Origin of the sequence: Paucisalibacillus globulus DSM 18846 (genome assembly GCF_000482485.1) — a bacterium.
GTDB lineage: Bacteria > Bacillota > Bacilli > Bacillales > Amphibacillaceae > Ornithinibacillus > Ornithinibacillus globulus.
Window position 1 is genome coordinate 115,471 of sequence record NZ_AXVK01000027.1, and the last position, 13,210, is coordinate 128,680.

12 protein-coding genes and 1 other annotated feature are annotated in these 13,210 nt (G+C 35.8%); of the genes, 1 reads left to right on the forward strand and 11 read right to left on the reverse strand.

Going from position 1 to position 13,210, the window contains the following annotated elements:
* Positions 1-103: 103 nt before the first annotated feature.
* From murA to metG, 7 genes are all read right to left on the reverse strand, one after another.
* Positions 104-1,399 (reverse strand): UDP-N-acetylglucosamine 1-carboxyvinyltransferase, encoded by a 1,296-nt coding sequence (gene murA, locus K332_RS0108505; RefSeq protein WP_026907070.1) that lies wholly within the window; start codon positions 1,397-1,399, stop codon positions 104-106.
* A 5-nt stretch (positions 1,400-1,404) separates the two neighbouring features.
* Positions 1,405-2,193, reverse strand: coding sequence for a DeoR/GlpR family DNA-binding transcription regulator (locus tag K332_RS0108510; RefSeq protein ID WP_026907071.1), 789 nt, complete (start codon positions 2,191-2,193; stop codon positions 1,405-1,407).
* A 166-nt stretch (positions 2,194-2,359) separates the two neighbouring features.
* A complete protein-coding gene (locus K332_RS0108515) occupies positions 2,360-4,627 on the reverse strand; it encodes a carboxypeptidase-like regulatory domain-containing protein (protein WP_026907072.1) in 2,268 nt (755 codons plus the stop codon).
* Positions 4,617-4,937: a hypothetical protein gene (locus tag K332_RS0108520; RefSeq protein ID WP_026907073.1), complete on the reverse strand. Its 321-nt coding sequence runs from the start codon at positions 4,935-4,937 to the stop codon at positions 4,617-4,619. The genes K332_RS0108515 and K332_RS0108520 overlap by 11 nt, the downstream gene beginning before the upstream one ends.
* Complete coding sequence (locus K332_RS0108525; protein WP_026907074.1) at positions 4,897-5,475, reverse strand: RNA polymerase sigma factor; 579 nt, start codon at positions 5,473-5,475, stop codon at positions 4,897-4,899. The genes K332_RS0108520 and K332_RS0108525 overlap by 41 nt, the downstream gene beginning before the upstream one ends.
* A 575-nt stretch (positions 5,476-6,050) precedes the next feature.
* On the reverse strand, positions 6,051-6,812 hold the full coding sequence (gene aroD / locus K332_RS0108535; RefSeq protein ID WP_036688479.1) for a type I 3-dehydroquinate dehydratase: 762 nt from the start codon (positions 6,810-6,812) through the stop codon (positions 6,051-6,053).
* Between the two features lie 134 nt (positions 6,813-6,946).
* Positions 6,947-8,605 carry a methionine--tRNA ligase gene (metG, locus tag K332_RS0108540; RefSeq protein WP_281170911.1) on the reverse strand — a complete coding sequence of 553 codons (1,659 nt, stop codon included), beginning with the start codon at positions 8,603-8,605 and terminating at the stop codon, positions 6,947-6,949.
* Between the two features lie 30 nt (positions 8,606-8,635).
* Positions 8,636-8,904 (reverse strand) — a binding site (T-box leader).
* A gap of 133 nt (positions 8,905-9,037) precedes the next feature.
* Between metG and K332_RS23940 the strand changes: the two genes are divergently transcribed.
* Positions 9,038-9,205: a hypothetical protein gene (locus K332_RS23940; RefSeq protein ID WP_156914170.1), complete on the forward strand. Its 168-nt coding sequence runs from the start codon at positions 9,038-9,040 to the stop codon at positions 9,203-9,205.
* A 57-nt stretch (positions 9,206-9,262) separates the two neighbouring features.
* Here the strand turns inward: K332_RS23940 and K332_RS0108550 are convergent, their stop codons facing one another.
* The 4 genes from K332_RS0108550 to K332_RS0108565 all read right to left on the reverse strand — a co-directional run.
* A complete protein-coding gene (locus tag K332_RS0108550) occupies positions 9,263-9,778 on the reverse strand; it encodes an RNA polymerase sigma factor (protein WP_245604649.1) in 516 nt (171 codons plus the stop codon).
* Positions 9,779-9,800: 22 nt separating this feature from the next.
* Complete coding sequence (locus K332_RS0108555; RefSeq protein ID WP_026907079.1) at positions 9,801-12,047, reverse strand: HAMP domain-containing sensor histidine kinase; 2,247 nt, start codon at positions 12,045-12,047, stop codon at positions 9,801-9,803.
* The gene (locus K332_RS0108560) at positions 12,025-12,717 is read right to left on the reverse strand and encodes a response regulator transcription factor (protein ID WP_026907080.1); all 693 of its coding nucleotides are present in this window, start codon (positions 12,715-12,717) and stop codon (positions 12,025-12,027) included. The genes K332_RS0108555 and K332_RS0108560 overlap by 23 nt, the downstream gene beginning before the upstream one ends.
* A 210-nt stretch (positions 12,718-12,927) precedes the next feature.
* The coding region (locus K332_RS0108565; RefSeq protein WP_026907081.1) for a group II intron maturase-specific domain-containing protein at positions 12,928-13,210 on the reverse strand (283 nt) is incomplete at its 5' end.

Here is a 13,210-nt window from a genome sequence, read left to right on the forward strand (position 1 = left end):
GTTATTTAGAGTATTAAAATTGGTGTTTAATGGTTTGGATTTTAGCGTAGTCTATTGCTTTTTCTCCATCTTATCTGAATTAATTAACTGTTAATCAACATTTTCACTTAATATCATCTATAAAATTCTCATCTACACCATAGGTTATGTTTTCTTTATTTATACTAACACCTAAAGATTGGAAAGCTGAAACAGCATCTTCATACCCACGTTCAATATGGTCCACACCAGTAATGAATGTAGAGCCATCAGCAACCATCCCAGCAAGGATTAATGAAATTCCTGCACGTATATCCGATGCTTGGACAATTGCACCTCTTAAATCAGATTTACCTTTTACAAACGCTACACCTGATCTGACTCTAATGTCTGCCCCCATTTTTCTTAGTTGTCCCACATGATTAAACCGATTTGGATAAATCTTTTCTGCAATAATACTTTTACCGGAAGCTTGGGTAAGCAAAGTCGTCATTGGTTGCTGAATGTCGGTCGCAAAACCCGGATACATTTTTGTCCTAACACGAGTTGCTCTTAGCGTTCCAGTTGAATAAGCGGTCACACTATCATCGTTAATTTCTATTTCTAAGCCAATTTCTCTTAATTTTGATAATACAGAGCCTAGGTGTTCAGGAATGACATCCTTAACCGTTACTCTTCCACCCGCAACCCCAGCAGCAATCAAAAATGAACCCGCAATTAATCGGTCAGGGATTACCCGATGTGTGCAACCTTTTAACGAACGGACACCAGATATTCGAATCGTGTCCGTTCCAGCACCACTAATTCGGGCACCCATTTCATTAAGTAACATGGCAGTATCAATAACTTCAGGATCCCTTGCAGCGTTTAGTAATACAGTATCACCTTTTGCTCGTACTGCGGCAAGTATGGCATTTATTGTTCCGCCAGAAGTGATGGTATCAAAATAGATACTAGCACCTGTCAATTCTTTCGCCTCTACAACGTAAAAATCTTTATCATACGTAAACGTGGCACCCATCATTTCAAATACCTTTACATGTTGGTCAATTGGGCGACTTACAAAGTCATCCCCACCTGGGTATCCAACTGTCACTTTACCAAATTTAGCTAGTAATGCTCCTACAAAATAATAGGCTGTCCTGAATGATGATGATTTCTTAGGATCAAACTCCGTTGAATAAATCCCTCTAGGATCAATATGCACGTCTCCTAACAAATCGCGTTCCATTGTAAGACCTATGTCGTTTCCCATCTGCCTGATTACTCGAAAATCAGCGATATTAGGGATTCCTTGAAGGGTTACCTTTTCATCTGAAAGGCAAGCAGCAGCAAGTAATGCTAATGAACTGTTTTTCGAACCTGGAATGTGTACGTTACCGTTTATGTTCGGTGAATAATCTACACGAATGGCTTTCAATCTATTCACTCCTCTTGTGCATCTGCAAAAATAATTTCCACATTTCTCTTTTCTATTTCCTGGATTACTTTTTCTGAGGCTGCTTGGTCTGTGATGATTACATCTATTCTTTCCACTGGAACTGAGCTAATAAACATTTGCTGTCCAAGTTTTTCGTGTGGGGCCAGACATATATTCTTTCGTGATAGCTCAGAAACCCTTCTATGGAACGCTGCACCCTCCGGTGTGGCGGTACTAATTCCATTTGCTGTAATTCCACCACCAGTAACAAACCCAATATCAAATGAAAATCTACTAACTATCTCTATGGCGATAGTATCAATCATGCTATTAGCTGAATTTGGCCTAAGCTTCCCACCAATTAGGTAGGAAGTAATGTTCTCTTTATTTCTAACAGCATCTGCAATCTTCATCGAATTGGTGACGAGGGTAAAGGGAAAATCAGTTGGAAGATACTTAAGCATTCCATATTGAATTCCCGCGCTACCAATGAATACTGTATCATGTGCATGAATATAGGAGGCTCCATATTTAGAAATAGCATCCTGATGTGCAGCAGGTGGACTATACCTTTTTGATTCAGGTAATGGCAATGTTCTTACTTTTGACTGAGGCTTTATCGAAACAGCACCACCATATGTTTTTTGAAGTAATCCTTGATTTTCCATAATAGTTAAATCTCTTCTTACAGAGTCAATGGATATTTGAAACATATTAGAGAGATCTTTCGCAATCAATCGGCCATCTTTTTGAAGGATTTCCACAATCTTTTGCCTACGCTCTTCAGCAAGCATAACTAATAGCTCCTTTTCGTTCCTGTTTGTTATGTTAGTTCCATATTATGCTTCATTATTCTTTTTTGTCAACATCAATATTCATTATACTTCATTTTTGTTCCGTTTGTTTAAAAACACCTAAAAAAATAAGCGCTATTCTTTTGGCCAGAACAGCGCTTGTTTTTTAGCTGACATTTCTAACTGCCATAATGAACATTTTCATTTCAGTTTTATTTGTTGTGTTTATCCACTCTTTTAATTCCTGTTCTTTTCCTGTAAAGTACATATCTAGTACACGCCTTAATTCTTGTTCATATTGTACTATTTTATAGTTCTTACTTTCTTCAATTAGTTGGTTTACTCGATATGACCAATTGGGTGTTTCCTCGTAATCAAATTTTTCTGGGTAATTCTTTGCAATTGCTACTACCTCTTTTGATAATCCTGTTCGATATATGTCATTTGCAAGCCAATATCCAACAAATTGATTTCCTAACCCCTTTTTCAATGCCTTTTCAAATTCCATACTTGCTTCATCATGTTTTCCTTGTTTCATCAATGCGCTTGCATAAATGGAATGTTCATAATCGGTTAACTGTCCTTCTTTAGAAAAAAAGGTATCCATCCAATGATTGAATGTTTCCCACTTCTGATTATCGTAATAATACCGAACTACATCAAAAGCGTGTTTAGGATTTGTAGATTGTAGTGCTAGCTTTTCCATATAAGGAATGGCAAGAATATCGCGTGTTTCTACCGTACTATCACCCTTTATACCTATTAACCTTATAATCATTCGAATACTATGGCTATCATTTGGATTAGCATCATAATTGGATAGATATTGTTCAAGTGCCTTTTCTGCTTTATTATCCATTAGAAGTTTATCTGCTTTTGTTAATTCACGCTGCTTTAAATAAAATAGTGGTAAATTACCAATGGCATCTTCATTTAATCGGTAACCAATACTCTCGGTTATGACTCTATTGTTTTTATCATAGGCAGTAACACTCCAGGATAGACGGTTTTCCGGATTAGTAAAAGCGAGCATTGACTTTCCATCCCCTGCATCTTCGGGTCCAAAAGCTGTCCCACCACCTGTGTTATAGATTTCTTCTACTTTTACATCAATCGTTGAATCTTTAATATGTGTTCCTAATTCCATACTAATTGAACCGCCGTCAATTTCATATGCTAAGAATAAACCATAGTAAGCAGCTCCCTCTACTTCTTCCCATTCAAAATGTACGACATCGCCTGTAATTTCCTCCTGATTAACTGGAGACTTTTGAGCTATTAATTTTTGTAAAGTAACATCATACGTAACATCCTTACTTCCATCTACATCAATCCAGTCATACATATCTGGGGACCATGTCCAACCAGTAATTTGTTCATAATGGAAACCTAGTGTAATCTGATAATTATTTGGGATTACCCCATGAAATTCATAGCGCCCTTCTCTATCTGTTACAACTTGATAGATTTCGTCTGGACTTACACTTCTATTTACATTAATCTTGTCCCTCAAGTATACACCGACGCCTTCCACAGGTGTACCATCACTGCGTAAAACCTTTCCCGATACGGTAACTACCTTGCCCTCACTATTATTTTCATGTGCATTGATTAAGGTTCTTTTCAGTGATTTTAATTGATCATAATATACACGATTTTCCAGTTCTGAAAATGTAGCCTGATCATCAACTTCTCCCCATTGTTCTTGCTCTTCCTCATATCCTTCTTCAAAATCCTTAATTGCTTGTTCTACCACCTCAATTGCTTGGTCGAGTTCCCCTTCTTGAAGAAGCATTTCTGCTCTTATTTGGGCAATTTGAGCATGCATATCCAAATCAAGCCGATCTAGACTTTCCATGATTTCAACAATATAATGATTTACCTCATCGAACTGACCATGATTCATTGTTAAACGTATACGTTGTATAAGAAGCTCATTACGATCATATCTATAATTCTCTGATACAAAACGTTTCGAAGTATCGTATAAGACTTTTTTCGCTTTCTCTATATCCCCTTCCTTTTCATAAAAAAGTGATAATACCTTTGCTGCTGTCACTAAATATCCGTTAGCGGGGGCATGCTTGACATAATCAATCAGAAAAGGGATTTTTTCATCCTTGGTAAAATGAATAGTTGTTTGTTCAGTTTCTCCCCACTCTTGCATTGTCGGACTTATATAAATATCAAAACCACCCAATACGCCTTCATCAATCATGTAATCCTGTATGATATCCCATTTTTTTGATTCAATTGGTGTTTCTTTTAAAAGTTCTAGTATTTCCTGTTTATCCTCTATTTTTCCAGCAGCGATCTTTTTCTCGGCAAAATACAATTCTGCATTTGGAAAGATAAATTTGGAAAGGAGTACGAAGATTGCGATTAGGAATGTGCCAATATACACTAAGTGTTTAACTTTCATCTTAATTTTCATTTTCTGACATCATCCTCTCCAAGTCTTCCTTCCAGTAATAACTTCCTGCAACAGTGATTAATACTCCACTATTCGTATTTTTAGGTTCTTCATGCATTATCTCCTTATAGCCAATTAAAACAATACATAAAGCTAAAACTGCACTAATAGGGATTAGAGGAATTGATATTTCTTTATTCCAAAGTCTATGTAATTTATCTTTCCAAGTTATTCGGGTAATTTTATTCATTACTTCTACCTGCCTAGAAAACTGAATTTGCCCCAATTCTTTATCTAGATGTCTTTTTAATTGCTCGTTGGCTTTCTTCAAGAAAATCCTCTCCCTTCGTCAAAATAGCTTTTAATTGAGCGCGTGCTCTTTTAAGCCTTGATTTAATTGTATTTTCCTTTTCACCCGTCGATAGAGCGATTTCATTTATTTTCATTTCGTTAAAATAGAAAAGGGTAATTACTTCCCGATATTTATAATCTAATTCATGAATTGCATTACTTAAATTTTGATTCCAAATCAGTCCTAGTAGTTCTTCTTCTGGGGAAATACCAGACTCACCATCTAGTACACGTTCATTTTCAAATAGTAGTAATATATTTTTCCAACTCCACTTACGCATTCGTGAGCGACAGCAGTTCATTAAGATGGAAGTAAGCCAGCTTTTTAATTTGGCAGGGGCATCTAACTGCTTTATTTTTTCAAAAGCAATAATGAATGTATCTTGGACCACTTCCTCAGCAGTTTGATGATCCTTTACTAATAGAAATGCTGTACGGACTAAATAATCTCCATACAGTTCCATTAATTCAATTAGTGCACTTTCCTCTTTATCTTTTAATCTATCAACGAGATGCAAGCCGGCTCTCCCCCTTTCTAATACTTAGATGCGGTCTATGCAAAAATAGTTGCATAAAAATATAAATATTTTATAAAAATTATATCATGCAACTAACTACAAAAATGGACAATAAAAAAAGCACCCTCCCCAAGTGAGAAAAGTGCTAAATAGTTCCAATTACACATGGAAACACATGTTCTGTATTGATATAATAAAAATACAACAGACAAGCTTCGGGTGAGGGGTTAAGGCGCACTCCCATTTCAATTCTTTATTGAAAGGTGGTGATGCTCATGGAGATGTTCGAAGTATTAACACTGATGATTTCATTCAGTACGTTAATCGCTTTTGTCATATCCAAAAAAGATTAATCCCTCATGTGCTTTAGCTCGGCCGTGAGGGTTAACTCCTTTGCGCCTTCCCCTCTTGTTGGGGCCAGTCTGTTGTATCCGTTCCATGTAACCAGCATGGGACGGTTTTTTATTAGTATATTGTTTTTCTAGCTTCATTATAACATGTATAAATATTTTGTAAATTAAGTTTACCACGTTACAAGTGATTTTCAAAAAAGGATTTTTTCTGGAAAACTAATTCTATTCCTCCAAATTTTTATGTATAACATTTAAAATACCACTTAATTCCATAACATCTATTTGTCCCGGTGCAGAACTTTCTCTACCTGAACCAAACGTAGCAGCAGATCCAAACACTTCACCGGTTAACCTACTCACTACACCTTTCTCCCCCATTGATACAGTAATAAAGGGACGATCCGAATACTTTTCCTTCATCGTATTAGAGGCATCTAATAATGTAATAACATCTTGGGTATTATTAGGCATGACCGCAATCTTCGGAATATCAGCACCTAGCTCTTGCATCTTTCGTAAGCGAGAAATTATTTCTTCCTTCTTAGGTGTTTTATGAAAATCGTGATTGGACATAACAATATAGATTCCATTTTCCTTAGCCATACAAACTAAATCGGTGACAAGGTCATCCCCAAGAAAAAGCTCCATATCTACTAAATCAATTAACTTGGACTGGATAGCCATCTTTATCAGTTTTTGATAAAATTCAACTGAAGCTTCCCTTTTCCCACCTTCATTAAAACTTCTAAATGTGAATAGTATTGGCTTATCTACTAATATATCTCGTAAATTCGAAAGCATTCCTTGGACCGCATCTAAATTTCCAACTTCGGCATAGGTATCAACTCGCCATTCCACAATATCTGGTTTAAGTCCCATAACATGATGTACTTCCTTCACCAATTCTGAATCGGTACTTCCAATCAATGGAACGATAATTTTTGGAATACCTTGACCAATACTTACATTTCTTACTTTAATCATACTTTTTACCACCTATTCATATTGGAACATAATGAAACTATAACCTACCTCAAATCATGAGTATACAATTACTACATAGCATTGAAGATTGCTGGCAATAAGTACATTAATTCTAACATAATCTTTCGCGTTAACTATAAGGAGTTATCCTTCAATTTCAATAACTCTTCCTCAATTTTTTCTAGATCAATCCTTTCAAATAGCGGTTTTACTTTTCTCAAGGATATGGATTCAAGTTCAATTTCTCCCCATTTGGGAAGAGCGATTCCCAATGTATGTTGAATTTCCTCACTCGAAAAAGGAATAAATGGATTCAATAGTTGCGAAAGATTCGCAATGATATAGACACAGGTTGCCAATGTATCTGCACACTCCTTAGGATTTCCCTTCACCTGAACCCAAGGCTTCTGCTTATCAAAATACTTATTAGCACCGCGCACAAATGAAAAAATCTCCTCCAACGCTTTCTTAAATTGAGCACGTTCAATTAGATTTCCCACTTCATCGTACAAGACATTTACTTTCTCTCTTATTTCTGTATCAATTATCCCATTTGGTATAACACCTTCAAACGATTTTTCTATAAACTTCAACGTCCGATTTACAAAATTACCGTATGCACCAAGCAACTCACTATTATGACTATATACAAATTCTCGCCAAGAGAAATCTGCATCCCGTGTTTCCGGTGCATTTGCGATAAGAAAATATCTAATCGAATCTGGCTGATAACTTTTCAACATTTCAGGAACCCATATTGCCCAATTTCTACTCGTTGACAATTTCTTCTGTTCAATGGTTACATACTCATTTGAAACAATATGAGAAGGAAGTGCCCTACTGCCGATACTTGTTAATATACTTGGCCAGATAATCGAGTGAAATGGAATATTGTCTTTCCCATGTACGTAATAGGAAGTTGTCTCTTCATCCCAAAATATTGACTCATCTTTCCCATTATCTATTGCCCACTGATTACTTGCCGAATAGTATCCTGTTACGGCTTCAATCCATACATAAATTTTCTTATCCTCATATCCTTTTACTGGTACACCAATACCATTTGGTAAATCTCGCGAAACAGCTCGATCCACTAATCCTTCTTTTAAGTATCTCTCCGAAAGTTGAATGGCGTTGTCCCTCCATAACCCCTTTATTTTTGCGTTAGTAACATATTCCTCGATTGCTCCTTGTAAGGTACCTAACTTGAAATAAAAATGTTCTGTTACCTTTACAATTGGCTCATCTCCACACGTTTTACAAGTCTTATTCATTAGTTCAATAGGATTTAACAAGTTCGAGCAATAATCGCATTGGTCACCCCTAGCTTGTGCACTACAATGTGGACAACTCCCTTCTACAAATCTGTCAGGTAAGAATTGTTCACAGTTATTACAGTAGCACTGGTCTTCTTCTGTTTTATATAGTTTACCGCCTTCTAACAGTTGCAAAAATACATCTTGAACAACTTCATGATGTAGGGGACTATCGGTTCTCGTATAGCAATCATAGGTAAATCCCAGTTTTTCAAAGCTTTCCTTAAATTCCTTATGATACTTATCAGCTATATCCTTTGTTGTTACATTTTCCTGCTTTGCCTTGATGGCAATTGGGGTACCATTACAATCACTTCCAGAAACGTATAGTACCTCCTCTCCCTTTAATCGAAAGTACCTAGCCAAAATATCTCCCGGCAAAAGACTTGATAAGTGCCCAATATGCAAGGAACCATTTGCATATGGCCATGCCCCACCAATAAAAATACTCATTTTACTTTCCTCCTTTTTTAGAATCAAAAAATCCCTCGCCCATAGATTAAATAATCTAAGGACGAGGGATTAGCTCGTGATACCACCTTAATTCACCAATAACTCACATTATTAGCCTCAGCAAGTACGGAGTTACTATGCACTCTTATACTCTGACATTTATAACGAGTGCCAAATCTCGTCAAAGCCTATTTTCATATGGAAAAGTCGACTTTGAAGCTCCAAGGCCATTTTCAATCAACCGTTTTCTGCTTCTTTTCAGCTACCGAAGCTCTCTGCTTAAGAAAACTTAATTGATTTACTTTCCTTATCGTTGCTGTTAAGTATTTTCACTATTATTGCATAATAACAAAAAAATTAAAAGTACTTTTCAAAAATCTTTTCTACGTTTCAAATTCAAAAAGAACATAGCTTATTGATTCTTGGAAAATATAATATCAAGGAGGGATATAGTGTATGAAGAAAAAACTAACGGAAACAGAAAAAGCTAACATAGAACTAAACAATTACTTCAATGATGATAAAAATGACGGTCCAGATATAGATCAACTGGTTAATAACAATAATATCTCATTAGTTCTTAACTCTAGTAAGGATGACGATAAAGACAACGAAGATATGTGACAACCTCTCATTTAAATTCAAAACTCCCCAGCAAAATTTCATCGCTGGGGAGATTGATCAAGCACTAATTTGATTTTGCAATTGAACCTTCAAATGTTTTCGCGCACGGCTAATCCTAGTTTTCACGGTAGATAGTTTAAGATTTAAACGGCTTGCAATCTCTTCCGTTTTTAATTCCTTGATTTTAAGTACCATTACATTCCGATAAATCGTTCCTAATTCAAGTATTTCCTCTTCAACGTCTTCTACTAGAATGGATAATTCCACTTCGTTTTCCACATGTTGATTGTTTACTGAGTTAAGTTTTAAAAGCTCATCTTGGTCCATCAGAATTCCTTTTTTACTTTTTTCATAGCGAATCATATCAATTGCTGTTCGCCTTGCGATAACAGATAACCAAGCAGCAATTTTCTCTGTAGACTGAATGGTGTCACTGTTCTTCATTACTTTGATAAATGTTTCCTGAACAACATCTTCAGCTAGTTGAAGATCCTTCACCATGGCGTTGATTTGGTAAACTAACCGATTATAATGTACCGTATATATTTCTGAGATATCCATTGTTCCCACCATTAAGACCCCCTTGTTATTCCCCTTAATCTTGAACATGGAGCGTAATGGTTACTTTAAATAAATCACCATCTGTATCTATCTCAAGTTCTCCATCATGAAGCTCAACGATGGATTGTGCAATGGCCAAGCCAAGTCCGCTTCCATCTGTATGACGAGATGTATCGCCCCGTTTAAATCGCTCAAATAATTCATCCGTACTTTCCTTCAGCTCATATTTAGAAACATTCTTAAAGTTAATCATTATCTTACCCTTCTCGACTGATAAATTAATGTACACCCGAGAATGCTCTAATGAATACTTCAGTATATTTCCAATAAGGTTATCAAATACTCGCCATAGTTTTTGCCCATCCACTAAAGCAATTACCGGCGGGTCATCATATGTTACTCTAAATTGTAAAGTAGATTCATTAATCATGTCGTCGTATTCACCTAATGCTTGCTGCAATAATTGGACAAGATCAACTTTTTCTTTTCTTAATTCAATATTTCCACTAGCCATCTTGGAAACTTCAAATAAATCATCGATAAGAACCTTTAGCCGTTTTGATTTTCTATCTATAATCTCCAAGTATGCAGCACTTTCTTCTCCTAGGTCTTTTTGTTCTTTTAATAACTCTGTATACGTAATAATTGAGGTAAGTGGTGTTCGTAAATCATGACTTACATTGGTAATTAGTTCTGTTTTCAATCGTTCACTTTTCGCTTGTTCTGTTTGGGATTGTTTTACCCCTTGCTTTAGTACATTAATGTTTTCTGCTAGTACTGCCAGAACGGTATCCCCTTTTACATCAAGGTCAGAACTTAAGTTCCCAGCTGCAAATTTATTGGTATTTTTTACAATGCGATTAAATTCACCAATCTTATTGATAATCAATAGTGCCAGAGGAATACCAACAACACCAAGTAATAAGATGTATAGAACAACAAGGAACGGGTGGCCAACTGTAAGAACAGCAGCTAACCCTAATATAAATACGAAACCAAATAATAGAATTACTTGTGTTCCAGTTGATTGTTCTAGAAAAGCTTCTTTTAATTTTGCAATCAGTTTTAACAAGTATTTTCTTATAATAAAAGATCCTTTATATACTAGACTTTTTTCCCACTGACTATTAAGGCTTTTCCAATCCTTTAATGTTTTTAAAAGATAAACAGCTTGAGTTAAAATTAGGACCAAAGCTATAGGAAAGAATAAAATGGCAAAAAATACGATATCTGCAACAACGTAATAAGTAGAATAGTAATAAATTTCATCCACCAATATCATTACTAGAATTACTATGAAAATAATAGTTATTCCAAATAGCACAACTCTTAAATCAATTGGGAGTTTATCATAATACTTTTTCCAACTCATAACTTCCGCACGTGATTTATTAGCCTTTTTAAAAATATATAATGATAGAAAAAGAGCTAACAGACTTACTGATGTAACACACCAAAATACAATCTGTTGAATTTTATATTCCTCAAATTGGTTCATAAAATAATTGGAAGAAGCTAAATCTTTCGGAACGCCTATTCTTCCTTCCAATGTATTATCCCCTAGGTGTAAAATTTCATGGGCTTCATCACTTCTTCCGATCTCATAATTAACCATACTCCATGCACCAAAAGCCACATCTCGATAAAATAGCATGTTACTATCGTTAATTTCACTAACTGAAGCTTCTTCATCAACCTTGGATAAATTTGTATAGACTTTTTCAGTAGAAGTGTCCTTTAAATAGTACTGAAAGCTATTCTTTAGCTGGTTATAATGAGGAAGGTATTGTTCTCTTTCCTTGTAATATTCTTTAAGAATTTCTTCCTTTTCTTTTACAATTTTTGCTTCTACATAGCTATCACTTTCAAAGTTCTTCGTGATATCGTTTATTTTTGCGTCTCGCTCCTTTGTGTAGGCATCTGCAGCCTCTTCCTTATCTTCGTCGAGCGCACCCTGGATAAGTACCTCATACCGTTGGTTAATGCTTTCGAGTTGTTCATCTAATTCTCCATAACGATGGCGATGCTCTTCAATTTCTTCGTCCGTGACTATTATCCCTTCGATTGCCTCTTTTAATGGCTTATCATTCACTTCAAACATGGTGAAATATGTATTAAACTGATCCACTTCTCCATACTTGAATTCCGATGTATAGAAATAGTTTTTGTGAGCGTAATTAAAACCATAGTTAGCAAGTAAGAAAATACTACTCATACCAAAGATAAATAGAATTGAACAAGTAAGTATAATAGCTATACTACTTTTCCATTTTGTACCCAATACCCCACACCACCTTTAAAAATCTCGGATTTTTAGAATCAATTTCAATCTTTTCGCGGATTTTTCGGATATGTACCGCAACCGTATTTTCCGCATTATAATTCGGCTCTTTCCAAACTCGCTCATAAATATCATTAATCGAAAACACTCGACCGGCATTGGTCATAAGAAGTTCGACAATTTTATACTCAATTGGTGTAAGCTTTACTATTTCACCATGAGCAGTTACCTCTTTTGAAGCTGGATCTAGGGTTAAGCCATTTAAATCAATCACTTTGTTCGCCCCTTCAAATGTCCCTAGGGTCACATATCTTCTCAGTTGTGATTTCACACGGGCCACCAATTCCATCGGATTAAATGGTTTTGTTATGTAATCATCTGCCCCAACTTGAAGACCTAGTATTTTATCGGTATCCTCACTCTTTGCACTTAAAATAATGATGGGGATATTTTTCTGCTCCCGAATTTTATAGGTAGCAGATATTCCATCTAATCGAGGCATCATTACATCCAAAATAATTAAATGTACTTCGTGATCATGTAAAATCTCCAAAGCATCAATCCCGTCTTTGGCTTTTAATACTGTTACCCCTTCGTTTTTTAAGTAGATTTCAATTGCATCCCGAATCTCTTTTTCATCATCCACAACTAGCACATTATAATTAGCCATCTCTTACCCCACCTTCAGCACTTTCTGACTTGTCTCTATCATAAACAGTAATTCTTAACATTCTTTGATTAAATTTCTTAAGATTTTCTTAAGATTAATTAATCTATGATTCTATTATATAGTTCTTTGCAAAATCGAGTAGGGGTCGCCATCTCTGACCACCCCTCTCACAGAACCGTACGTGCGGAACTTCGCATACGGCTCCTCCCACTAATCCCCTTTGGGGACAATAGGAGTAATTCTAGATTCAAGACTGACCAGTCCAAGACTTTTAAAGAATTTATTATCAAGAGCCGCATGTACCATGGGGCTCTTTGAGCTTCTCCAGGAGAACATTCTTATTCCTCGCAAGCTTGATTCGTTCCACCCTTTTCTTCTTAATGCCCTGTGAAGATTTCTGACTTTTCTCCAGCTCCTTAGCTGGACCATTCGAAGTCTTCTTCTAATCCAAGCATCAAGATTCTTAAATAGGTTTTTGACATTTCCTTTGCCA

Excerpts from the sequence above, each read along its gene's own strand:
- K332_RS0108510 (WP_026907071.1), bottom strand. The coding sequence starts at position 2,193 with ATGCTTGCTGAAGAGCGTAGGCAAAAGATTGTGGAAATCCTTCAAAAA.
- K332_RS0108515 (WP_026907072.1), bottom strand. The coding sequence starts at position 4,627 with ATGAAAATTAAGATGAAAGTTAAACACTTAGTGTATATTGGCACATTC.
- aroD (WP_036688479.1), bottom strand. The coding sequence starts at position 6,812 with ATGATTAAAGTAAGAAATGTAAGTATTGGTCAAGGTATTCCAAAAATT.
- K332_RS23940 (WP_156914170.1), top strand. The coding sequence starts at position 9,038 with ATGAAGAAAAAACTAACGGAAACAGAAAAAGCTAACATAGAACTAAAC.
- K332_RS0108550 (WP_245604649.1), bottom strand. The coding sequence starts at position 9,778 with ATGGTGGGAACAATGGATATCTCAGAAATATATACGGTACATTATAAT.
- K332_RS0108560 (WP_026907080.1), bottom strand. The coding sequence starts at position 12,717 with ATGGCTAATTATAATGTGCTAGTTGTGGATGATGAAAAAGAGATTCGG.